Raw genomic sequence first — 21,468 nt, 5'->3', positions numbered from 1 at the left:
GTCAACGTAGGCGTCAAACCAATGGCCGAAGCCAGGTCCGGGAAAATCGCCAGCAGGTTCATCGTATTTTTCGGCAGAGCCACCAGTTTCAGATAAATCTTGGTTACTACGCCCAAAGTACCTTCCGAACCGATAATCAGGTTCATCAGGCTATAACCGGTGGCGTCTTTTTTCAGTTTGCCCCCCAGCGTCACGATTTCGCCAACCGGCGTGACCACTTCCAGTCCGGCTACCTGGTTGCGGGTTACCCCGTATTTAACCGCCTTATTGCCGCCGGCGTTGGTGGCAATGTTGCCGCCGATAAACGAGCTGTCGCCGCTGCAGGGGTCGCCGGCATACAAACAGCCTTTGGCGTTGGCCGCCTTTTGCACTTCTTCCGTCGTCACACCCGGCTCCGTCACCATAAACATATTGGCTTCATCGATTTCCAGAATTTTATTCATCCGTTCCAGGGACAATACGATGCCGCCTTTAAACGGCACTGCGCCGCAGGCCAGGCCTGTCCCGGCGCCCCGCGGCACCAAAGGAACCAGGGTACGGTTGGCCAGCTTCACAACGGCCGCCACCTCCTGGGCCGTAGCCGGCAGCACGACCACCTCGGGCAATTTCACATAATGGGGGTCCGTTACTTCGTCATGAGAATAGGGTTCCAGCTTGTCGGAATCGGTATAGACATATTTTTCTCCCACAATCTTTTTGAGCTCATCGATTACCTGGGGAGTGACAGCATTGTACCTTGCCATTCATCAAATACCTCCTCATAATGATTGGCTAATGACCAGGTCATCATACCAATTAGTTCTACGTTTATTATATAAAGCTTACAAATCATTGTCTACGGAATAGTTATAATTTTTTTAAAATTCTTTTTTTCACAATGTATCCCGCTTTTGCATGTCTTTGTCACTCGGCGATAGTTCGTCTGAGGCCCCCCTAATCGTCCGGACTATATGTCCTGCCAAAACAAATGGGTAATGCCGGCAATATCCCGGCAGTCCTTTACGGCAACCGCGCCCCGCCACTCCGGGGGAAAAAGCCGCCGGTACCGCGCCTGGGAAAATCGTTCATCAATAAGTAAAACAATCCCTTTATCCGTTTCGGTGCGGATTACTCTGCCTGCCGCTTGCAATACTTTATTCATTCCTGGGTAAAGATAAGCATATTCAAAACCGTTGCCATTCAGCGCATTAAAATAATCCCGGATAATATCCTTCTCCCTGCAAAGCTGCGGTAACCCCACTCCAACTACCACCGCGCCCAGCAGCCGGGTGCCGGTCAGGTCAATTCCTTCGCCAAAAATCCCTCCCAATACGACAAATCCGACTAACGGCTCTTGATTGCCGACCGTAAAATGATCCAGAAAAATAAGCCGTTCCTCTTCCGTCATACTACCGGTCTGGCGAATTGTCCGCATCCGGGGATATTGGACGGCAAAACGGTCCGCAATCTCCTCCATATAGGCGTAAGAAGGCAGGAAGATCAGGTAATTACCCTTTTTCCCGTCAACTGCCGCCGCTATATGTTCCACGACCCGGTCATAGGTCTGAGCCCGCCTCTGATACGTTGTACTGACTTGGTCGGCCACCATCAGGCATAAATGGTTTCGCGCAAAAGGAGAGGCTACCGTCAACCAGCCGTCTTGTTCATTGCCGCCCAGGACAGCGGCAAAATAGTCAAGCGGGGTCAGGGTAGCCGAGAAGAAAATACCGGCCCGGCCCCGTTCCATGGCCTGGCCTAGTAAAAAGGACGGTTCCACACAAAACAGCTTGATTTTTACTTCCTTGTGATTTCTTTCTATATAGGTAACGTAGTGCTCATCATAGTTTTCGGCTATGCGTAAAAACGCGTAGACCGCAAAATAAACTTCCCGTACCGCGTCTTTATAATCAGCCGGTTCATTGCGCACCAGCCACTCTTCGGCAACGCCGATAAATTTTCGCAGGGGAGCAAAAAGATCCTGCGGCATTTCCCGTTTCACGGCAAAATTGCTTTCCCCGGAACACAGCTTTCCCAACTTCAGCAGACAGGTATTTACGGCCGTAACGGCTTTAGCCAGTTTCGGCAAACCCGTTTTCACGCTGCGCCTTAATTCTAAAAATGTCTTTTTATCGAGGGACGCTGAAAACATTTCCCGGGCCCGGTCGACCAGGTTATGCGCTTCATCCGCCAGAAAACAATAGTCGCCGCCCTCTTCCTGAAAAAAGCGCCGTAAATACACCTGGGGATCAAATACATAATTATAATCGCAAATAATACAGTCGGCCCATAGGGCCAAATCAAGGGAAAACTCAAAAGGACACAGATTATGTTTGCGGGCATATTCCTCGACGACGGGGCGCGTAAACGCATCCACCCGCCAAATATCGGCCAGGGCCGTATTCAGGCGGTCAAAATATCCCTTGCTATACGGGCACTCCTCCGGGTCACAGGCCGCTTCCGGCAGAAAACAAATTTTATCCTTGGCGGTAATAGTCAATGTCTTATACCGCAGCCCTTGCCGGCGCAGTTTGTCAAAGGCTTCTTCCACCAAACTGCGGGTTACGGTTTTGGCGGTCAGAAAAAATATTTTTTCTACTAACCCCATCCCCATTGCCTTAACGGCGGGAAAAAGAACGGCCATGGTTTTCCCTGTGCCGGTCGGAGCCTGCGCATATAGTTTACGTCCCGAACGGATTGTCTGGTATACAGCCACCGCCAACCGGCGCTGCCCTTCCCGGTACGACGCAAACGGGAATTCCATTTCCCGGGCCGAGCTGTCGCGCTGGTCGGCCCATTGCCGCATTTGCTGCGCCCAGGCATAATACCGGTCTATCAGCTCGCTAAAAAAACGGGCCAGGTCAGCCACGGAAATTTCCTGATAAAATTGTTTCATTTCCCAGGAAATATATTGGCAATAGGTAAGCCGGACCTGGATCGAATTCAGTCCGTTCTGCACCGCATAAAAATAGGCGTAACATTTGGCCTGAGCCCAATAGACAGGATTATCGGTTTCCCTGATGAGATCTACCGGCCTGGTTGTAGACTTGATTTCGTCAATTGTCACCTTCCGAAGACCGTTCTCATCTTCCGACACAATAACTCCGTCGGCCCGGCCGCTTACCTTCAGCAGCATATCCGCCCGCTCCGTTTCATACGTCAGGGCGACTTCCGCCTGATAGTCCTCTCCCTGGGCCTTCTGCAGGCGCCGGTGCACCTTACTGCCTTCGGCAGCCCGGGCGCTGCCGGAAAAACCGGTTGTCAGGTCTCCGGTCCGCAATACAAATTCCACCAGATTCCGCACAGAAATTTTCAGAATATATTTCTCACTCATAAGAGTAATCCCTCATAACGGTTGGTCTATTTTCTGTATTATACCATATCAAGAAAGACCGCTGCGCGGTCTTTCCGTTCATGGCTCAGGGCTCGGGGCGCAGGAAAACCAACTAGAAGTCGTTTGGGGCGAACAAACCAGGCAGAAGGATCGTCTTGTCATAAGCGGAGGTTAAGTGCCAACGGCGGAGCGTTGATAAGGCGATTCTTCTGCCGTTTATGGCTATCTATGCAGTACTTAAGCTTTCTGATCCCATTATAAAAATTTAAAACCGCAGACGGACGATGTTCGTCGTGCGGCATTTAAATTACCCTTTTTGGGTCTTTTGATTTAAATAAAAGCTGAAGGGCTTTTCAACTTTCTCCCTGGTATCCAAACCGTTTCCCATTTGGTTGGCGGTACCACGCTTCTTAAGATTGGTTTGTCCTCCTGCTGCATTGGGAACCGGCTGAATATATGAATAATGAAGCTCTTTGTTAATCACGGTAATCGTCACATAAATACCCCCTTTCCTTTATCATAAGAGGAATTTGTGACAAAACTGTGATAAATTGTAAGAATCGGACGTTTTATCCTACATTTCGCACCCTGAACTTATGGCGAGAATATTTCTCCCAATTATAGACGCTAAGTAAACAGGACTAATCAGGCAAAGCCGGTAAAGTACCCTCTTGCCTTACCCGTTCGAGAAAAATCTGCGTTGCTTTCGTATAAAACCGGGTAGCCGGCGTTACCAAAGAAAAACTGCGGACCACGGGAATCCCCCTGACGGCAAGCCGCCTGAGGCCGCCCCTGGATAATTCCTTCCGGATGGCCCAATAAGACAGCAGCGTAATCCCAATTCCGGCCTCTACCGATTCTTTTATAATTTGCGTACTGCCGAATTCCAAAAGGTCCGCCGGAGTCAGTTGCAGCGCAGCAAACATCTTTTCCGTAGCCTCACGGGTTCCCGAGCCGACTTCACGAACAATCCAGGTTGCTTCCGTCAGTTCGGCAGCCGATACCTGCTCCTGCTGAGCCAATGGATGATCTGCAGCGGCAACCACATACATTACATCTTCGGCAAAAGGTTCGACATATAAATTTTCCCGTTGAAGTCCACCCTCCACAATGCCAACATCCAGTTGGTGATTCAAGACCAGTTCCGCAATTTCTTTGGTATTGCCGATCGTTATCCGGGGTTTGATCAATGGATATTGCGCATGCAGGCCGGCAATGACATGGGGTAGCACATACTCGCCAAAGGTATAACTGGCCCCAAGTGATAAAAGGCCGCTGGCCGTATGCATTAAATCGTCCACCAGGCATTGCATCCGCGCATACTGCCCCAGAATTTCCTTAGCATGATGATATACAATGATGCCGGCTTTATTCAACCGGACATACTTATTGCTCCGTTCCAAAAGTTTCGTACCTACCATCCGTTCCAGAGTTTTAATATACTGACTGACTGCCGGCTGAGTCATATGCAGTTGTTCTGCCGCCCTGGTAAAATTTTTCTGCTCGGCAACCGTCACAAAAACAAGTAGTGGCTGATCCAATATCCATTCCTCACTTATCATATTGTTTTACTTATCATAAAGATTATAATAATTTATTTTACTTATTTCAACAATTGTTTTATCCTGGAAAAGTACAAAAAATGCCGAAACTATTTTTCAATCAAAAACGGAGGTAATAATATGACCACTCAAACGGAAGACACACTGACATTAGCTACAGCATCAAGTAACGGAACCGCCGCGCAAGCTTCCCCGTTCCGGCTCAAATTGGCCGGTATCGGCTTTACATTTGCCATTGCGCTGATGGGTTACGGATTATACAGACTGCCGGGGTTTGACCATGTCGGACAGTTGGCGTCGGCGATTATCATCGCGGTTGTATATCGCCAGCTTTGGGGATATCCCGAATCGCTCCGCGCCGGTATTCAATTTTCCGCCAAACGGTTATTGCGGCTGGCCATCATTTTATTCGGCTTAAAATTGAATATGGATGTCATCTTCCATCAGGGACTGGGGCTATTGGTGCGGGATGCGGGAACCATCACTTTTTCCATTCTTATGACTCTATTAATCGCCAAATTAATCAAGGCGGACCAATCCTTGTCCCTGCTGCTCGGCATAGGCACCGGCGTATGCGGCGCCGCCGCCGTTGCGGCTGTTTCTCCCATTCTTAACGCCAAAGAAGAAGATACCGCCCTCGGCGTAGGCATCATTGCCTTGCTGGGAACCGTCTTCGCCGTCGGTTATACCATTATCAGGCCTTTCGTCCATCTTACCGGGATTCAGTACGGCATTTGGTCCGGCATAAGCCTGCATGAAATTGCGCATGTAGCCCTGGCCGCCGCCCCGGCCGGTCAGGATGCCCTAGCCATTGCTTTACTGGCAAAGCTGGGACGGGTGTTCCTGCTCATTCCCCTCAGTTTTATCCTGATGTACTGGATGAAGCGGAAAAACAATATCCAAACCGGTTCCAAAATCGATTTCCCCTGGTTCCTGATCGGCTTTATTGTAATGAGTTTTCTGGGAAGCTATGTTCTCGGTAAATCCGTCGTTGTCCCGCCTAACGCCATGGACGGTGTGTCCACCCTTACCACCTTTATTTTGACTATGGCTATGGTAGGACTCGGACTTAACGTAAGTTTGAACGACTTGCGCACCAAAGCGCTGCGGCCCCTTGCCGCCATGACCGTCACATCCCTTTTGCTCTCCCTGTTGACCTGGCTCTCACTATAAGAAAAACCGCTGGTGCGGTCTTTCGCTCCATGGCGCAGGGCTCAAGGCGCCGGAAAACCATCTGGAAATCATTTGGACGCCAATCCAGGCAGAAGGATCGTCCTGTCCTGTCATAAGCGGAGGTTAAGTGGCAACGGCGCAACGTTGATAAGGCGATTATTCTGCCGTTTACGGCTATCTATGCAGTACTTAAAACCTAAAAAAGAAAGCCGCAGTTTTCACTGCGGCAATTTTCTTATTGAAACAGTCCTATATCCAAATTGATTTTACAGCCTTTAACCCTAAAAGTACAACGGCTCTTAACTGTTGAAACCGTTGCAAGCCCTCCGTAGAGATAAATACGGGAACTTGTCCCAATTTTCCAACTTTTATGGGGATAGGTGCCTTCCCATACCAAATTTCCCAACCGCCCGTTCTTTGCTGATTCATCTTACTTTCCAGCCTCCTTTATTAATTCCAAGAAGCCGATTAATTTTTAGGGACATGGAATAAAGACACTGAGGTTAAGACCTAAAAATTAAATACCAGGCCGACATCCAGATTGGACTTGTCACCTTCGTATTTAAGCGAACGATAGTTAAAATTAAGGCCGTAATGGTCCGTTACTTTATAAGTAGCGCCAAGTTGTAATTCCTGAAACCGGTCCCCGCCAATTAAAGATGTATAGCCAACCCAGTCGGAAGATAGTTTGCCGCTGATTGACGCCCCGATATAGACGCGGGAATCAGCGGTACTGCCGAAAATCCGATTGCCGATAATCGCTTTAAAGTGATTGTCGGCAAGATTAAATTGACCATATAAATCAGTCATATCGAGACTGTTTTGATTAAAATAGTGAACGCCTACTGCCCAATCATCTTGCGGTTTCATTTCAAAAAAATAGGTGTTTCCCTGACTGCCGAAACCGATGCCGGCGGTTGAATCGCCCTGTCCCGCTTTCGCGGACGCTGCGGCAAAACCGGTCCCAATACTGAAAAAAAGCCAAGCAGCCAAAAGCAAACCTATCTTTTTCAACTGATAAACACTTCTTTCTTTTCGTTCAGAGGATTTCATCATCGTCCCACCTCATAAACCAGCTGTCATAATTTATCGATAATTGCAATGTCATTATAGCTCGCAAATATTAGAATTGTTTTTTATTTTGTCGAAAAACGCATTAAAAAAACAGACTTTAAATAAAATTCCAAGATTAATAACCTATAATTACAACTAGTAAAATCAGGAAAGGCAGTGATCTATATTGAATTATTTACGTTCTTTCAGAAGGAGATGAGTAGATTGCATAAAACAGGAAAATTGGTTTGTATGCTTTGTCTCGTAGCGGCCAGTCTTGTTTTAAGCATGCACCCCGGATTTTCCTCGCCTCGCATTAACACTTCCGATTTAAGTCAGGAATCACTATGGATCAGCCTGGATCTGCCGGCCGAAAAAAGAGAAAAAGTTGACGGGATTATTAACGACGAATACAAACAAGTAAAAATCTTGCAGAAAAATATGCTTATTACTGATTTATCCAACTTTAATACGTTGTACCGGCTCACAAATTATATGAAAAAAATGAGCGACATTCGAACTACTACAAATAATAGGATCCTAAGCATATTATCACCGGAACAGCAATTCGCCTTCGAAAACCTGCTGGCAACAAAACAGCAGGCAAATGAAAAAACCACAGCAACTATGTTGGCGCTGAACCTAACCTCAAAACAGCAAATAATCATTGTTAATTTGATGCTGCAATCTCAGAAAAACGTGTGGGCAACGATTGCCGATACATCCCTTTCCTGGGAGAAAAGGACTAAAAAGTTACATACAAACATATTTAGTAAAATAAGTGCCTTTTTAACAAAAGACCAGCGAATAATGATGAATACCTGGCTGCAGTATGACGACGGGACCATAGGAAACTAACAGAAACGCACCGCAGCTGTACTTTCTCAAATTTATGACCGCTCCCGTATTTCGCCCCCCCGAATTATTGTCGGATGACAGCAGACTGCGAAAAATGGGATCGCTATTAAAAAGGAGACCAATTAAATGATACAAAATTTGACGAATGCATTTATTTCAAATAATCTCCATAAAACAGCGGTAATTCATCCTAACGCCAAGCTGGGAAAAGATGTTGAAGTCGGACCTTATTCTGTAATTGGCCCCAACGTAACAATCGGCGACGGTACAAAAATCGACGCCCATACGGTTATCAAAGGCTGGACAAAGATAGGCAAAAATTGCCTTATCTATTCCCACGCCGTAATTGGTTCCGAACCGCAAGACAGAAAGTTTCTGGGTGAAAAAAGCTATGTCATTCTCGGTGACGGCACGCAGGTCCGGGAGTTCGTTACAATCAACAGGGCTACGGGAGAAAACCTGGAAACAAAGATTGGCTCGGACTGCTTATTATTGGCCTATAGTCATGTTGCTCACAACTGTACCGTAGGGAATCATGTCACCATGTCCAATGCTGCTACCCTTGCCGGCCATGTAACCGTTGAGGACAAAGTAACCATCGGCGGATTGGCCGGTATTCATCAATTCGTAAGAGTTGGACGCAATGCCATGATAGGCGGCCTTTCCAAGGTAGTTCAGGATGTACCGCCCTTTATTACCGTCGACGGCAATCCTGCATACGCCGCCGGACTGAATACGGTCGGACTGATTCGTGCCGGCATGAATGAAACGACCCGCCGGATTTTAAAACGCGCTTATAAAATTTTATACCTTTCCGGCTGGAAGCTTTCCCAGGCAGTCGCGATCATGGAACAGCAACTCCCCCTTTGCAGCGAATTAGAAGATTTAATTCGCTTTTTGCAAAATACGGAAAGAGGCATTTGCCGGGTAGCCAATCACAAGAACTGATCAAGTCCAGGCCGAAACGCCGGCAGTTCACTTAGAAATTAAATTTATACAAGAAAGACCTTAAGGGTCTTTTAGTGGAAGGAAAGTATTTTACTTTTCGGCTTTCTTAAGAAGTATATGTTATTTTAGAAACAACCCGAAAAGTTATACTTTCTGATCCCATAAAAAATAAGGAGAAAATATTGCTATGAATTCTTATTTTTTAGAAAACGGTGATGAGTTAGTTATCCGCATGGGAGTTCATGATGAAACCATTAATTTCTCCCATTATTTAACCGTCCATAAAAACCGGAACGATTTTTATCAGACGGATTTTAACAGTATCATAACGAAAGAACTGGATAACAAAAATAAATTATTTTTAATTGCCAAAATTGACGGTAAGATTGTCGGGTACGTACGATTGCTCCTGGGAATGAATCCAATGGTAATCCATGTTGGCGAGGCCTTTCTGGCCGTGGCCAAAGATTACCAGAACCTTGGCATCAATAAGCTGCTTATCAAACAATTAATCAGCTGGGCCAAGGAAACAGGCTTTATCCGTAAGATTAATATAAAAGTCCGCGTCGATGATAAGGAAAAAGTAGGGTTTTATAAAAAAATGGGTTTTAAACCAGAAGGTTTATTAAAGCACGAATTCTATAGTGAAGATACTTTTTATGACGCAGTAATTATGGGACGGTGTATAAATCCCCTCTCGGAATTATATTTTAGAAAGAATAGCACTAAACATATTTCTTCTTATGTGAATAAAAAAACAATGGCCGATTAATAAGAAAGACCGCTGACGCGGTCTTTCGGCTCTTGGCGCAGGGTCCAGGGCGCGAAAAATCGGCCGAAGGCAGTTCATAGTTTAACATCTGCTTCCCTAGAAGGACCGTATTTAAATTAAAGTATAAAAAAGTAAAGGCCAATCATACGATTGGCCTTTTTAATATCGCTTTGGGGGTTCTTCTGCGCCTTGCGCCATGAGCCGAAAGACTGCGCAGCGGTCTTTCTTATATACTGAATCTAATAACCGGCGGCTTTCCAGGGAAACGTTACGGTAAAAGTCGTTCCGGCGCCCGGGGTACTCGCCGCCTTGATTTCGCCGCCGTGTTTTTTCACTATTGACCGGGCGATGGCCAACCCGAGTCCGAAACCGCCGTTGGTACGGATTTTATTGATCTGATAAAAACGGTCAAAGATTTTATCCAGACATTCCGGCTCAATTCCTTCGCCGGAATCGGCAACAGTCAATACCGTGCCAGCCTCCCCCGGCAATAGGGAAACGCTGACAATACCGCCTACCGGCGTATGCCGGATTGCATTATCCAGCAATATGCTAATGATCTGTCTAATTTGAATCTCGTCACCCCAGCCATCGGTAGCCGGAATATCGGCTAATATCGAAAGAAATACTCCTTTGGCAGCGGCAAGCGAATCAAAAGGTGCTATGGTCCGCGTAAAAACAGCATTTAAGAAAAAATGCTGTTTTTCCGGCGGTTTCGCATCGGAACGGGCCAAAAACAATAAAGAATCGACAAGCTGCGCCATATAAACCGTTTCTTCCCTGATGTTGTCCAGCCATTTCTTCTGGCAATCGGCGTCATCGGCAGCCTTGCTTACAATATCCAGATTGGTCTGAATCACGGCCAACGGCGTGCGTAATTCGTGCGAAACATTAGACAGATACTCTCTTTTCTGCTGCCAGACTTTTTTGAAAGGCAGCAGAACAAAATTAACCGTGAAAATACTAACGCCCAAAGACAAAAGAATCCACACGAGGGCAAAAACAATAAGCGTAACAATCCGGCGGTCCAAAGAATCCACACGTCGAATTATATCCAAATGCCAACAGTAGTAAACACTAATAACAAATACAAAAAAAAGACCCAGGGAAATGAATGTGTTCAGCAGAATCAGCCTAAGACGCAACTTATGAAACATTATTATCCTCCTGCAGATAATAACCGATTCCACGTACCGTCTTAATATTGGAGATTCTCAACTTTTTACGCAAGTAATAAATATATAAATTAACGTTAGCAACATCAAGTTCGGAATTATAACCCCAAATTTTCTCCAGAATCCGCTCCTTAGTGACGACCTTGCCGGAATTGCGCATTAGCATTTCCAAAAGCAGCGATTCGGTTATCGTTAGCTGGAACGTTTCCGCGCCCTTTCGTACCTGCCCCCTTAGCGGATCCAGACTTAACCCGGCGGCTTTAATCTTATCGCCGACCAATTCTTGCGTTTTTCTCCGGGTAAGCACCCGTAATCTTGCCAGTAATTCGTCAATGAAGAAAGGTTTCACCAGATAATCGTCGGCACCGGCGTTCAGTCCTTCCACCCGGTCTTTGGGCGCATCTCTTGCCGTTAGCATCAGGACCGGCGTATCAATTCCCATACTGCGGACTTCTTGCAACAAGGAAAGACCGTCACGCCGCGGCAGCATACGGTCGAGGACAATGACATCATAAATTCCGGTGGATGCCATTTCGGTCCCGGTTTCCCCATCACTGGCAGTATCGACAACATAACCGCTTTTTCTTAATAGATGCGATAAAGCTTCAATCAATTTACTTTCGTCTTCCACTAATAGTACCTTCATCAAAACACCCTTTTATGCACATCCATGTAAATTTTATCCGTCCCTGGATTAATTTACTTCCTATAGTTTAGTAGATAAACCTTGGAATTACATTTGATTAAAAAAAATTCGCAGCAAAATTCAGCGAAAATTGAAGAATTTTCTTAGTTTGTGCCGAATCAGTGAACCCTACTGCTCCATTCTTTAGCTTACCATAAAATCATTTTGGTTGGGAGGAAATTTTGTCATACTATAATAAAAAAATAAAGACCGGAAAATAATTCCGGTCTTCGTACTTATCTGTTTTCCTTGATTTCCTGCCCGCATTCTGCGGCCTCCCCCTTCAGAATTGCCAGACCATGCTCAAGTACCGGCAGGACGACTTCCAGACATTCTTTTACTCCTTTTGGACTGCCCGGTAAATTTATAATCAGAGAACGGCCCCGTATGCCGGCAACGGCCCGGGATAACATAGCCCGCGGCGTCAGGCCGAGTGATTTGGCCCGCATTGCCTCAGGAATCCCCGGAACCTGCCGGTCGATTACAGCCAGCGTAGCCTCCGGAGTGACATCCCGCGGAGCAAAACCGGTGCCGCCGGTAGTCAATACCAGATCAACCTTTATATTATCAACCATATTAATGATTTCTTTACTTAAGAGTGCCTGTTCATCAGGCACCACAACATAATGCCTGACTTCCCCCAACCCATTTAGCACCTCGGCAATCGTCCGGCCGCTGATATCTTCACGTTCACCGCGTGCCCCTTTATCACTTGCGGTTATAATGCCAACACTAAGCAACCGCTATCACCTCGATTGTATCACCGGCATTTATCGTACCGCCTGTTAACACAACGGCAAAAATCCCTTCTTTCGGCATTACACAATCTCCGGCCTGATAATAAATGGCGCAGCGGTTGTGACATTCCTTGCCAATTTGACTAACTTCCAGCAGAGCCTCACCAATCTTTAGCCGGGTCCCAACCGGCAGTGTTGTCAACACCAGATTTTCGGTTGTTATATTTTCGGCAAAATCTCCCGGCCCCACATCGAGTCCCATCTGCCGCATCTTTTCAATACTTTCCAGCGCCAGCAGGCTAATTTGACGATGCGCGAAACCGGCATGGGCATCCCCTTCCAGCCCCAGGTCGGGCAGTAACCGTCCGGTACCGACATTCCGCTTGCGCTCCCCTTTCTTAGCACTTGTACATACCGCAATAATCTTGCCCTCCATCGAACCGCTCCCTCTCTTTTTTAGTCACCTGCACTTCGCACATAACAGCCGCTTTTACCGCCGGACTTGGCGACGAGCCGGACGAATTCGATTACCATTTCTTTATCTGCGGCTTTGCACATATCGTATATTGTAAGAGCAGCCACGCTGACAGCCGTTAGCGCTTCCATTTCCACCCCGGTTTTACCGGTATTCTTTACAGTGGCGGTAATATCAATATGACTGGCCGTTTCATCCAGTTCAAACCCGATATCGACTCCCGTCAATAACAGCGGATGGCACATTGGAATCAGTTGCCAGGTATTTTTAGCCCCCATAATGCCCGCCACCTGCGCTACGCCAAGAACATCCCCCTTGCGGACATGTCCTTCTTTAATCAGAGCCAGCGTTGCCGGCAACATCCTGACCCGGCCTTCGGCAACAGCTTCCCGCTGGGTATCTTGTTTGGCCGACACATCCACCATATGCGACCTGCCAGCTTCATTAAAATGGGTAAATTTCATGGTTCCCTCCGGTTTCCGGTTCAGCCGCCGACCTGGAACATCTCCCGCGCCAAACCTGTTCCGTGTTGATTATTGCCGAGTCTGTGACGAACCGGTTTTTCCTGCACAGCCTTGAAAAACAATTCTGCGATTTTCCTGTCATCGCCGCCACCGCGCAATACCGCTTTCATGTCGATTTCCTGATCCGAGAGGAGGCAAGGTTTCAATTTGCCGTCGGCCGTTAGCCGGATTCGGTTGCAATACTGGCAAAAGTGGTCTGAAATAGGGGTAATAAAGCCAAACATGCCGCTTGCCCGCGGCAGCCGGTAATATTTCGCCGGGCCGTTGCCTTTTATGGCGGATTCCGGCTCTAACTGGCCGTAGCCACTGCCATTAAGCATGCTCTTAATTGCCGCAATTCCGGTTCCCGCTTTCACCCCGCAGCGGCCGACAGGCATGTATTCGATAAAACGCACGGCAATCGGACAATTATACACCAGTTTAATAAAATACAGAACATCTTTTTCCGTTAAAACTTCCGTGAGAACGACATTCAGCTTAACCGGGGTCAGTCCGGCATTCACCGCGCTCTCAATCCCTTTTAACACATCGGTTAGGTTCCCCTTGTCCGTAATATAGGTAAAACGTTCCGGATCAAGAGTATCCAGACTAATATTTACCCGGTCAAGACCGGCAGCTTTAAGCTCAGGGGCCATATCCCGGAGCAAGCTGCCGTTTGTTGTCATGGACAAATCTTTGACGGTTCCAATGGCCCGGATATTACGGATAAAATTAACGACCCCTTTCCGTACCAGCGGTTCACCGCCCGTAAGGCGAATCTTGCTTACGCCGTACTGCCCCAAGACCCGGATTACCCGGAGCAATTCCTCATAGGACAGGATTTCCCGCGCATCCAGCAACCGGACCCCTTCTGACGGCATACAATACAGACAGCGAAAATTACAGCGGTCCGTAATAGAGATTCGTAAATAATCGATAACCCGGCCCTGACCGTCCCGCATCGCTTTCACCTCGCCTCTGCCGTGGTTTGGCTTATATAGTATCCATTCCTTCAGTAAAGCTAGAAACATTCATTTTTAATATTTGCAATTTTCATGCCAGCTATATTCACTTCCCCAAACAGCCTGACCATAAGCACAGGCACGACTTAGTCACGAATTCATGTAACAAAACTGTCACGATTGCTTACCAAAAACGAAACAACAATGTGACACATTTTGCTGTTCTCAATTTTCAATTGCATATAAACGCATTTTACGATACAGAGTATTGCGGGAAATCCTGAGTTCCCGTGCTACCACGCTAACGTTACCGCCATATTTTGATAAAAGAACTAAAATCTCCTGCCTTTCCGCTTCCTCCACTAATTTTTTCCGTTGGGCACGGCCAAAGTTCTCTTGCAAAGGCGGAACTAAAGCCGGCGCCGGATAGGGAAGCACTTTTTGCGCTGCGCAAATCTCCGCCGGCAGTTGAGTGACGGTAATGATTTCGGATTCAGTCAAACTCACAGCCCGTTCCACTACATTTTGTAATTCCCGAACATTGCCTGGCCAGGCAAACCGTTCTAAACATTTTATCACTTCCGGTTCTACCGTAAAACGGCGGCCACGGTCGCGGCCTATCTTATCCAGAAAATGCCTGAATAGCAGCGGTATATCTTTAACCCGGTTACGCAACGGCGGCAATGTAATCGAAATAACATTTAAACGATAATAAAGGTCATGCCGGAACGCTCCCCTTTTTACCTCCTGCAGCAAATCTTTATTGGTTGCGCAAATAACCCGGACATTGACCGGAATTACCTTATCACTGCCGATACGGGTCACCTTTTTTTCCTGCAATACCCGCAACAATGCAATTTGCTGTTCCAGGGGCATATCTCCAATCTCGTCGAGAAACAGCGTTCCACCCGCAGCCAGTTCAAATTTTCCCGGTTTGCCTCCCCGTATGGCTCCGGTGAAGGCGCCTTCCACATAACCAAATAATTCACTGCCGATTAACTCCCGTGGTATTACGCCGCAGTTCAGGGCCACAAACGGACCATTGCTTTGCTTACCATGATTATGGATGGCCTGAGCAAAGATTTCCTTGCCGGTCCCGCTTTCCCCCTGCAACAGAATATGGGAGGATGTGGTGGCGGCGAGCGCAGCCATGTGCATAGTCTCCCGTATTTCCGCGCTCTCCCCAACGATATCGTCAAATCGCAGCGTCGCATAATAACCGCTAAATTTATTAACCAAATTCTGTACCTGTTTAATGGGCCGTAAAACAATCACGCCGCCGTTGACATTTTCCTGTTCATCAACCAACGGCGCCCCCGAGGCTAAACAGTGAAAGGTACTTTTCTTCGTATCCACCATCAATTCCACATCTTCATAAGGTTCCTTATTATGCAGCATTTGATGGGTCAATACTGCTTTAACGCCAAATATTTTATCGATGGATATGCCTAGTAATTCTTGTCCCGTTTTATTAAGAATTTCCCTGGCTGCCGGATTATATTGGTTCACAGCGCCACGACTGTCAACCATTAGCACCCCCTCCGACATGGTATTAAAAATATTTACCAGGCGGGAATTCGTTAAAGCCAGTTCCCGGTTTTTTCGCTGAATGTCCAGTTGAGCCATAATGGCAGCCGCAGCCGCCACTACCATTCCCAGGGTATGCACATGGGACAGATGAGAAGCACCGGACATATCCAATATGCCGATTACCCGCCCTTCACCGTCAAAAATGGGAGCGGCCGAGCAGGTCAGGCAATGGTGTTTCCGGCAGTAATGCTCCGCACCGGAAACCTGAACCGGCTTTCTGATTACCAACGCTGTTCCGATCGCATTGGTGCCTGCCACTTCTTCCTGCCAGGAGGCACCTTGAAAGAAGTTATTGGTCAAAGGGTTATTTAGCGTATCCAGGTCACCGAAAACTTCCATAATATAGCCCCGTTCATCGGTTAAAACAACGACAAAACCGGAACCCTGGACAAATTGATAAAGATTAACCATAAACGGTTTAGCAATCTTTATTAGTTCTTGTTTCTCCAGCAACGTCCTTTCTAAGGCCGTCTTATCCAGTCTACTGTGCATGGCATCATCGCAAGGATCTACACCGGCCTCCCGGCAGCGGATCCAGGATTCTGTTATCTGCTGCCGGGACGGACATGCCAGTTTTTTTCCGGCAATGAAATTTTGCCAGGCGGAAAGAGCTAAATCCTGATAACTGTTGGCAATCGTCATGACTAAGCCCACCCTTATCCATATTATACCCGCATTTCATCCCCTGAACTTACGGCGGCAATATTTTTCCCAATTTATAGCCCAATATAAATAATATTGCGTCTAAAGTTTATATTTTCCGGGAGACTTATTGTCGAATAACAGAGGACTGCGAAAAGCGGGATTATAAAGAATATTTTCGTCACTTTTCCGCTGATACCTTCAGTAAATGAGAAAAACCGCTTAACGCGGTTTTTCTCATACCACACTTGCCGGGCAAATAAGACCGCTTACTGTCCCGGTAAAACCGCCGGATAAATCACTGGTACCGCCGAAGGTTCCTCCCCCTATTGTTCCCGCAAATGTTCCTACACCCCGCAAGATATGGAAAATTCCGCTAAAATTCGGGGTAGTTGCTGCAATTAAACCGGCAAAACTGATTAAAAGGTGATTTCCCACACTGCTTTGGGTTAATGTAATTGTTGAGCTTTGATAACCTACTTGCAGGGTAAGATTGGCGGCATTCGTGGAGGCATCTTGTACAATACCGATTGTGCCGGTTAAATCACCTGTAGCGGTACCGGTAAGCAGTCTTCTATATGTTTCCAAATGATTGTTCACAATTTCCTCAAACCCTAAATTTACGGTAGATGCCGTCACCGTACTCGAAAAAGCAGTTGTTGGTGTGCAGCTAAACCGCAATTGCGTAATTTTTTTCAGGGGAACGTAAGTTAATGTCCCGGCAAAATTCGTTAGTATAAGGAGATCGTCCACTATCTCCCGAATTGTTCCGGCTACTCCTTCATCCCCCTTTAACATGACCACAACGCCTTGCAAGCGATGGGCAACGAGGGTTCGAACCAAATCACGGAGGATCATCTTTTTACCTCCATTCATTCATCTATAGCTATGAAATTATTGGAGCGGGCGGAAAAACGGCCGGATACACCTCTACAGCCGTTATCCGGGAAAATGGTATTAAAACAGTCGAACCTGAAGTAGCCAGAAGCGTCACCGAACACCGGTCCACCAAAATAACCGTTGCCGTAACAGCCGGGGCCCCCTCCAGAATAACCGTTACCGTTTTATTCAGTAAACTGCAAAGTACCTTGCGCAAGCCGTTCAATTTTCTCCCCCCTAGATTACCGCAGTATGAACTTCAACAATTTCCCGTAAGGGTATATACGTGGTATATCCTGCTGCTTCTAATACAATAACAATATTACAATCCATACCGGTCGGTTTCCCAATCAAGAATGGATTTCCACCGGTCTGAAAAACTAAATATTGATTGAAATTTAATCGCAGGAACTGCTCAAGTGGCGAAGCTGTTTTCCGCGCTCTCAAAAAAATCGCTCCTTTGCCATTGTCTATTATATAGGTATGTTCAAGACTTGAATTGTTTCCTGAGAAAGACCCAAAGGTTTTGCCGCTCGCCCGGCAGGAATCTTAATAAATTTAGCGAATTATGTATAAAAATGTCGGGAGGCGTTGATATGCAAGAAACAGAACTTACTCCCTGTATAGATTATAATTGCGACGGAGAAATGACGGTGACTCGCAAAGAGTGGGAAGAATCCGGCGAATTATTTATGCAAAATATATATACCTGTACCAAATGCGGCCGTGTTCATACCGGGTCGTTAATCCGCAAAAAAAAGCCGTCCATTGCAAACTGATTTAGGCCAAAACCTCTAGTCCGGATAAATCCGTTCCGGGCCTATTCTTATCGGAGGTTCACCCTCCTCCCCGCCAGAAAACCGCATCCTAAACAGAGATTAAAAAGTAAAAAAACCGCCGTACGGCGGTTTTTAAATTTTAGCAGTTTTCTGCACCTAAGCAGCATTCATAGCAATCACAGCATTCATCATTCATATCGCATTGGCCAAAATCGACAGCATCGGTACTATTACAGGTCATCTTCATCAACCTCCAAGTTTCGATAATCATAATCAACCGATAATTAATATCATTGATTAGTTTTAATATATATCATTTTTTGATAAAGGTCAACCCCTGTTTCCCGTTTTAAAGAAACAAAAACACCCCCGTCTACTAACCGTCAGAGGTGCTTAAAAGGCTTCTAATTTACTTTCACCAGATACTCTTCATTTAAAACATAATGAATCGTAAGATTTTTAGTTGCGGCGAGATCAATAACCTTGCCGTTTTCGGTCCGAACGACCGGGCTGCCGTATCGTTCTTCATTGAAAAATATTACTTTGGCAATACGGCCATCGCTTAACATAACGGAACTATTCAGGAGAGCATCCCGTACATTGTTGATAAAAACCTGGCTAATCAGCGGGTCAAACTTAGTAAACCGTTCCCGGAAAATATATTCGAGCGCGCAGAAAGGATTCGAGTATTCCATTCGATACGCTTCTTTATGGAAGGTATCGGCGATAGCAATGACTCTGGCATAGACGGGTACTTTATCCCCCTGCTTGGCCATCGGAAAACCACTGCCGTCAAGGCACTCGTGATGATATAAGATCGCCGCTACAACTTCCGGTGAGACGCCGGTTACATTACGCAATAGCTTGGCCCCGGAAATAATATGAGCTGCCGGTGCGGTTTCCTCTTCTTTTGATATGACAAATTTACCGATATCATGTAATAAACCGGCTAAAACCAGAGATTGTATGTCTTTTTCCTCAAACCGCATTTGCCGGCCGATCATACTGCTGATGAAGGCCACCATAACCGAATGGCGCGATACCTGGTCGGCTAAATTATAATCGCTAACCAGTAAATAATCCATAGCCGCCGCTCCAGTTGATAATACCGTGGAGTAAATACTGAAAGAAAGGTCCTTTAGTTCCTGTATCGGCACTTGCTTATAATTGCGGACAAAATCAAACGACTGGGAAGAACCGCTGACAATGGTGTTATATTCATTATAAAATGTCCTAAAAACAACGGATAAATTCGGTTCCTGTTCCGGCTGTTGGTCCGGCTGAGAAATATCTTCGGACACATTGGCATTATCCGCCTCAGTACCCCCGGAATCCAATATGTATACAAAATTGACATCCCACATGGATAACAGGGAAATCGTCCGTGGAGTTACTCTGACGTTTTTTCCCAAAAGCACCTTACCACTGGGAGCCAAAACAGCATCACCAATAATCATATCGGGAACTAATTCTTTAACGGCTATCATCTTCGTTTTCATCGCACTCAACTCTCCTTTCGCCGGAATACGTCCCCATTCGACATATAGCTATTTTATAGTATACCTCAACTATAGGGAGAAAATAATAAGGCGAAAGTCCTAATATCACTTAGACTATGGTCCTATATTGCAATAGAAAAACCGCTGACGCGGTCTTTCGGTCCATAGCGCAGAGCTCGGGGTGCGCGATATTCTCCAGTGTAAAACTTCCTTATCTGCTATTCGATGCTATCTTCCTCTTTGCAGACGGGTATGCTCGGTCATCTCCGCTTCAATAAATGCCGAGATCATAGCCCGATAAACTGCTTCAACGACCTTTTCGTCAGCACCTAATTCTATAGCCCGGCTTTTCACTTTGCCAATCACTTGTTCAACCCGGTTTGGTGCTTTGACATCTTCCGCAGTTTTCTTAAATTTTGCAGCTTGCTGAACAAACTCACCCCGTCTCGCAATCAGGCTGATTAATTCAGAATCGATTTTATCAATTTCTTGACGAACTTCATCAAGATTGGTACAAGACTTCATTTCTTTATCTCCTTTCCGACCAGGTTAATCAGCTTGCCTAAAACATCCCCGGCGACCCGGGCCATACTCTGATACCCTTCCTTGTTGGGATGTACACCATCACAGTACAATTCCGCTTTGATACGTTTCCCGTTTGCATCCGCCATGGCTTTAGTAAAATCAATGCCCACGATATGATTCTCCGCGGCATAACACTGTATTGTCTCCCGATACCGGCCGAGCAAATATTCCACGTCCGGATCATCACAGGTTATGGGCAAACCCAGAATCGGCCGGACACCCCTTTTTACCGCTAAATTCACCATGGCTTGAATATTGTATATAACTTCTTCGGCGGCAATCCCCTCATACGCATCGTTCGTGCCGCCGAGGATTATCACATGGGAGGGTTCGAAACTCAGGGCATCCCGGTTAAAACGCCGCAGCATACCGGCCGTAGTATCACCGTCGATTCCCCGGTTTACATGTTCTATCCTGAGCCGCTCCGCAATAAGGTTAAACCAGGAGGATTCCGGCGTATAGGGAAACCCTGCGGTTATGGAATCACCCAAAGCAACCAGTTTAATCCGCTTGTCCTGCATGACCTTTTCCCCACCCTGTTCAATAGCAGTATAATTCAGAAGGATTCTTCTGAATTACTGTCTAATTTATCATAAATTTCCTTCACCAGTTCCTGGTATTCCGCCAAACCCGTTTTCCCTTTGGGATCCAGTTCATATATGCCCCGTTCCACCCGGTTAAACCAGCCATAAAAGTTTTTTTGCAAAATCCCTGGCGTCTTTGCGCCGGTACCAAGCTTCTTTAAAGCGCCGACCGACAAGCGGCCGTATCTGGCAAGACAGCAGGCAATCAAAACTGCATTTTCCCGATAGGCCGTCATTAATTTTCGCCGGCAACTGCCAGCCACATTGTAATCACTGGACCTCCCGGCAACCTCGCGGAGAACATACTTGCGGGAACGGTTGTCCCGCCGCCTTTGAAACGGCACCGGCTGAATCACAATCTCTACAACAGCGGTATCTGCTTCGCGAAAACGCACTACAATCAGCCCAAGTTCCAGGCGCCGCAGCAGATGGCACACATCCCGCCAGCTTTTGCTCCGCATGCCGCTCTTGGGAGCGGGAATGGCTACGTATACTGCATCGGCAATCCGTTGCCGTTTTACAGCTTGCATGAGGAGTGTCAGAGTAAAGCTGCGCTTCATTTCAATGACAACCATCCGGTCGTCCTGCGTCGCTATTATGTCGCAGTTCTGCACTTCACTGCGCACAGTATACCCCAGACCGGTTAAATAATTATAAAGGGGCTGATATAAATCGGTTTCCAACATCATTATTCCAT

Annotated in this window: 25 protein-coding genes; 5 read left to right on the top strand and 20 right to left on the bottom strand. The window is 46.6% G+C overall.

Going from position 1 to position 21,468, the window contains the following annotated elements; translation table 11 throughout:
- From LUCIF_RS21920 to LUCIF_RS21905, 4 genes are all read right to left on the bottom strand, one after another.
- Positions 1-743: FAD-binding oxidoreductase (locus tag LUCIF_RS21920; RefSeq protein WP_133306311.1), on the bottom strand; the 743-nt coding region annotated here is incomplete at its 3' end.
- 203 nt (positions 744-946) lie between these two features.
- Positions 947-3,310 carry an ATP-dependent DNA helicase gene (locus LUCIF_RS21915; RefSeq protein WP_122629960.1) on the bottom strand — a complete coding sequence of 788 codons (2,364 nt, stop codon included), beginning with the start codon at positions 3,308-3,310 and terminating at the stop codon, positions 947-949.
- A 307-nt stretch (positions 3,311-3,617) separates the two neighbouring features.
- The gene (locus LUCIF_RS21910; RefSeq protein ID WP_122629959.1) at positions 3,618-3,806 is read right to left on the bottom strand and encodes a hypothetical protein; all 189 of its coding nucleotides are present in this window, start codon (positions 3,804-3,806) and stop codon (positions 3,618-3,620) included.
- 145 nt (positions 3,807-3,951) lie between these two features.
- Positions 3,952-4,851 (bottom strand): LysR family transcriptional regulator, encoded by a 900-nt coding sequence (locus tag LUCIF_RS21905; RefSeq protein ID WP_122629958.1) that lies wholly within the window; start codon positions 4,849-4,851, stop codon positions 3,952-3,954.
- A 141-nt stretch (positions 4,852-4,992) separates the two neighbouring features.
- Between LUCIF_RS21905 and LUCIF_RS21900 the strand changes: the two genes are divergently transcribed.
- A complete protein-coding gene (locus LUCIF_RS21900) occupies positions 4,993-6,045 on the top strand; it encodes a YeiH family protein (RefSeq protein ID WP_122629957.1) in 1,053 nt (350 codons plus the stop codon).
- Between the two features lie 249 nt (positions 6,046-6,294).
- Here the strand turns inward: LUCIF_RS21900 and LUCIF_RS21895 are convergent, their stop codons facing one another.
- Complete coding sequence (locus LUCIF_RS21895; RefSeq protein WP_122629956.1) at positions 6,295-6,474, bottom strand: hypothetical protein; 180 nt, start codon at positions 6,472-6,474, stop codon at positions 6,295-6,297.
- Between the two features lie 81 nt (positions 6,475-6,555).
- The gene (locus LUCIF_RS21890; RefSeq protein ID WP_126720618.1) at positions 6,556-7,101 is read right to left on the bottom strand and encodes a hypothetical protein; all 546 of its coding nucleotides are present in this window, start codon (positions 7,099-7,101) and stop codon (positions 6,556-6,558) included.
- Positions 7,102-7,323: 222 nt separating this feature from the next.
- Here LUCIF_RS21890 and LUCIF_RS21885 point away from each other — a divergent pair, with 222 nt between their 5' ends.
- From LUCIF_RS21885 to LUCIF_RS21875, 3 genes are all read left to right on the top strand, one after another.
- Complete coding sequence (locus tag LUCIF_RS21885; protein WP_122629954.1) at positions 7,324-7,956, top strand: hypothetical protein; 633 nt, start codon at positions 7,324-7,326, stop codon at positions 7,954-7,956.
- Positions 7,957-8,082: 126 nt separating this feature from the next.
- Entirely contained in the window at positions 8,083-8,904 is an 822-nt protein-coding gene (lpxA, locus tag LUCIF_RS21880) for an acyl-ACP--UDP-N-acetylglucosamine O-acyltransferase (RefSeq protein ID WP_122629953.1), read from the top strand.
- A 187-nt stretch (positions 8,905-9,091) separates the two neighbouring features.
- Positions 9,092-9,676, top strand: a complete 585-nt coding sequence (locus tag LUCIF_RS21875) for a GNAT family N-acetyltransferase (protein ID WP_122629952.1) — start codon at positions 9,092-9,094, stop codon at positions 9,674-9,676.
- Positions 9,677-9,915: 239 nt separating this feature from the next.
- On the opposite strand, the gene LUCIF_RS21870 is transcribed toward LUCIF_RS21875, so the two are convergent.
- The 10 genes from LUCIF_RS21870 to LUCIF_RS21830 form a co-directional block, all read right to left on the bottom strand.
- Positions 9,916-10,833, bottom strand: coding sequence for a sensor histidine kinase (locus LUCIF_RS21870; RefSeq protein WP_122629951.1), 918 nt, complete (start codon positions 10,831-10,833; stop codon positions 9,916-9,918).
- Positions 10,823-11,497: a response regulator transcription factor gene (locus LUCIF_RS21865; protein WP_122629950.1), complete on the bottom strand. Its 675-nt coding sequence runs from the start codon at positions 11,495-11,497 to the stop codon at positions 10,823-10,825. The genes LUCIF_RS21870 and LUCIF_RS21865 overlap by 11 nt, the downstream gene beginning before the upstream one ends.
- A gap of 275 nt (positions 11,498-11,772) precedes the next feature.
- Positions 11,773-12,276, bottom strand: coding sequence for a molybdopterin adenylyltransferase (gene mog / locus LUCIF_RS26860; protein ID WP_165866110.1), 504 nt, complete (start codon positions 12,274-12,276; stop codon positions 11,773-11,775).
- Positions 12,269-12,709 (bottom strand): MOSC domain-containing protein, encoded by a 441-nt coding sequence (locus LUCIF_RS26855; protein ID WP_165866109.1) that lies wholly within the window; start codon positions 12,707-12,709, stop codon positions 12,269-12,271. The genes mog and LUCIF_RS26855 overlap by 8 nt, the downstream gene beginning before the upstream one ends.
- 20 nt (positions 12,710-12,729) lie before the next feature.
- On the bottom strand, positions 12,730-13,212 hold the full coding sequence (gene moaC, locus LUCIF_RS21855; RefSeq protein WP_122629949.1) for a cyclic pyranopterin monophosphate synthase MoaC: 483 nt from the start codon (positions 13,210-13,212) through the stop codon (positions 12,730-12,732).
- A gap of 20 nt (positions 13,213-13,232) precedes the next feature.
- A complete protein-coding gene (gene moaA / locus LUCIF_RS21850; RefSeq protein ID WP_207858251.1) occupies positions 13,233-14,282 on the bottom strand; it encodes a GTP 3',8-cyclase MoaA in 1,050 nt (349 codons plus the stop codon).
- Positions 14,283-14,438: 156 nt separating this feature from the next.
- On the bottom strand, positions 14,439-16,445 hold the full coding sequence (locus LUCIF_RS21845; RefSeq protein ID WP_122629947.1) for a sigma-54-dependent Fis family transcriptional regulator: 2,007 nt from the start codon (positions 16,443-16,445) through the stop codon (positions 14,439-14,441).
- Between the two features lie 237 nt (positions 16,446-16,682).
- A complete protein-coding gene (locus LUCIF_RS21840; protein WP_122629946.1) occupies positions 16,683-17,303 on the bottom strand; it encodes a hypothetical protein in 621 nt (206 codons plus the stop codon).
- Positions 17,304-17,331: 28 nt separating this feature from the next.
- Positions 17,332-17,550: a hypothetical protein gene (locus tag LUCIF_RS21835; protein ID WP_122629945.1), complete on the bottom strand. Its 219-nt coding sequence runs from the start codon at positions 17,548-17,550 to the stop codon at positions 17,332-17,334.
- Positions 17,551-17,561: 11 nt separating this feature from the next.
- Positions 17,562-17,771, bottom strand: coding sequence for a hypothetical protein (locus LUCIF_RS21830; protein ID WP_122629944.1), 210 nt, complete (start codon positions 17,769-17,771; stop codon positions 17,562-17,564).
- A 149-nt stretch (positions 17,772-17,920) separates the two neighbouring features.
- Between LUCIF_RS21830 and LUCIF_RS21825 the strand changes: the two genes are divergently transcribed.
- On the top strand, positions 17,921-18,103 hold the full coding sequence (locus LUCIF_RS21825; RefSeq protein WP_122629943.1) for a hypothetical protein: 183 nt from the start codon (positions 17,921-17,923) through the stop codon (positions 18,101-18,103).
- A gap of 404 nt (positions 18,104-18,507) precedes the next feature.
- Here the strand turns inward: LUCIF_RS21825 and LUCIF_RS21820 are convergent, their stop codons facing one another.
- The 4 genes from LUCIF_RS21820 to LUCIF_RS21805 all read right to left on the bottom strand — a co-directional run bounded on the left by LUCIF_RS21820 (position 18,508) and on the right by LUCIF_RS21805 (position 21,460).
- A complete protein-coding gene (locus LUCIF_RS21820; RefSeq protein WP_122629942.1) occupies positions 18,508-19,602 on the bottom strand; it encodes an HD-GYP domain-containing protein in 1,095 nt (364 codons plus the stop codon).
- Positions 19,603-19,830: 228 nt separating this feature from the next.
- The gene (locus LUCIF_RS21815; RefSeq protein WP_122629941.1) at positions 19,831-20,127 is read right to left on the bottom strand and encodes a chorismate mutase; all 297 of its coding nucleotides are present in this window, start codon (positions 20,125-20,127) and stop codon (positions 19,831-19,833) included.
- Positions 20,124-20,708, bottom strand: coding sequence for a GDSL-type esterase/lipase family protein (locus tag LUCIF_RS21810; RefSeq protein WP_122629940.1), 585 nt, complete (start codon positions 20,706-20,708; stop codon positions 20,124-20,126). The genes LUCIF_RS21815 and LUCIF_RS21810 overlap by 4 nt, the downstream gene beginning before the upstream one ends.
- Positions 20,709-20,743: 35 nt before the next feature.
- Positions 20,744-21,460 (bottom strand): DUF2161 domain-containing phosphodiesterase, encoded by a 717-nt coding sequence (locus tag LUCIF_RS21805; protein ID WP_207858249.1) that lies wholly within the window; start codon positions 21,458-21,460, stop codon positions 20,744-20,746.
- Between the last annotated feature and the right edge of the window lie 8 nt (positions 21,461-21,468).

This window comes from Allolucifera butyrica, from assembly GCF_900476375.1.
Classification (GTDB): domain Bacteria; phylum Bacillota; class Negativicutes; order Sporomusales; family UPPP01; genus Lucifera; species Lucifera butyrica.
This window is presented reverse-complemented; position numbering and strand designations above follow the sequence as displayed.

Excerpts from the sequence above, each read along its gene's own strand:
- LUCIF_RS21915 (WP_122629960.1), bottom strand. The coding sequence starts at position 3,310 with ATGAGTGAGAAATATATTCTGAAAATTTCTGTGCGGAATCTGGTGGAA.
- LUCIF_RS21900 (WP_122629957.1), top strand. The coding sequence starts at position 4,993 with ATGACCACTCAAACGGAAGACACACTGACATTAGCTACAGCATCAAGT.
- LUCIF_RS21895 (WP_122629956.1), bottom strand. The coding sequence starts at position 6,474 with ATGAATCAGCAAAGAACGGGCGGTTGGGAAATTTGGTATGGGAAGGCA.
- LUCIF_RS21890 (WP_126720618.1), bottom strand. The coding sequence starts at position 7,101 with ATGATGAAATCCTCTGAACGAAAAGAAAGAAGTGTTTATCAGTTGAAA.
- lpxA (WP_122629953.1), top strand. The coding sequence starts at position 8,083 with ATGATACAAAATTTGACGAATGCATTTATTTCAAATAATCTCCATAAA.
- LUCIF_RS21875 (WP_122629952.1), top strand. The coding sequence starts at position 9,092 with ATGAATTCTTATTTTTTAGAAAACGGTGATGAGTTAGTTATCCGCATG.
- LUCIF_RS21870 (WP_122629951.1), bottom strand. The coding sequence starts at position 10,833 with ATGTTTCATAAGTTGCGTCTTAGGCTGATTCTGCTGAACACATTCATT.
- LUCIF_RS21865 (WP_122629950.1), bottom strand. The coding sequence starts at position 11,497 with ATGAAGGTACTATTAGTGGAAGACGAAAGTAAATTGATTGAAGCTTTA.
- LUCIF_RS26855 (WP_165866109.1), bottom strand. The coding sequence starts at position 12,709 with ATGGAGGGCAAGATTATTGCGGTATGTACAAGTGCTAAGAAAGGGGAG.
- moaC (WP_122629949.1), bottom strand. The coding sequence starts at position 13,212 with ATGAAATTTACCCATTTTAATGAAGCTGGCAGGTCGCATATGGTGGAT.
- moaA (WP_207858251.1), bottom strand. The coding sequence starts at position 14,282 with ATGTTTCTAGCTTTACTGAAGGAATGGATACTATATAAGCCAAACCAC.
- LUCIF_RS21845 (WP_122629947.1), bottom strand. The coding sequence starts at position 16,445 with ATGACGATTGCCAACAGTTATCAGGATTTAGCTCTTTCCGCCTGGCAA.
- LUCIF_RS21840 (WP_122629946.1), bottom strand. The coding sequence starts at position 17,303 with ATGATCCTCCGTGATTTGGTTCGAACCCTCGTTGCCCATCGCTTGCAA.
- LUCIF_RS21825 (WP_122629943.1), top strand. The coding sequence starts at position 17,921 with ATGCAAGAAACAGAACTTACTCCCTGTATAGATTATAATTGCGACGGA.
- LUCIF_RS21820 (WP_122629942.1), bottom strand. The coding sequence starts at position 19,602 with ATGAAAACGAAGATGATAGCCGTTAAAGAATTAGTTCCCGATATGATT.
- LUCIF_RS21815 (WP_122629941.1), bottom strand. The coding sequence starts at position 20,127 with ATGAAGTCTTGTACCAATCTTGATGAAGTTCGTCAAGAAATTGATAAA.
- LUCIF_RS21810 (WP_122629940.1), bottom strand. The coding sequence starts at position 20,708 with ATGCAGGACAAGCGGATTAAACTGGTTGCTTTGGGTGATTCCATAACC.
- LUCIF_RS21805 (WP_207858249.1), bottom strand. The coding sequence starts at position 21,460 with ATGATGTTGGAAACCGATTTATATCAGCCCCTTTATAATTATTTAACC.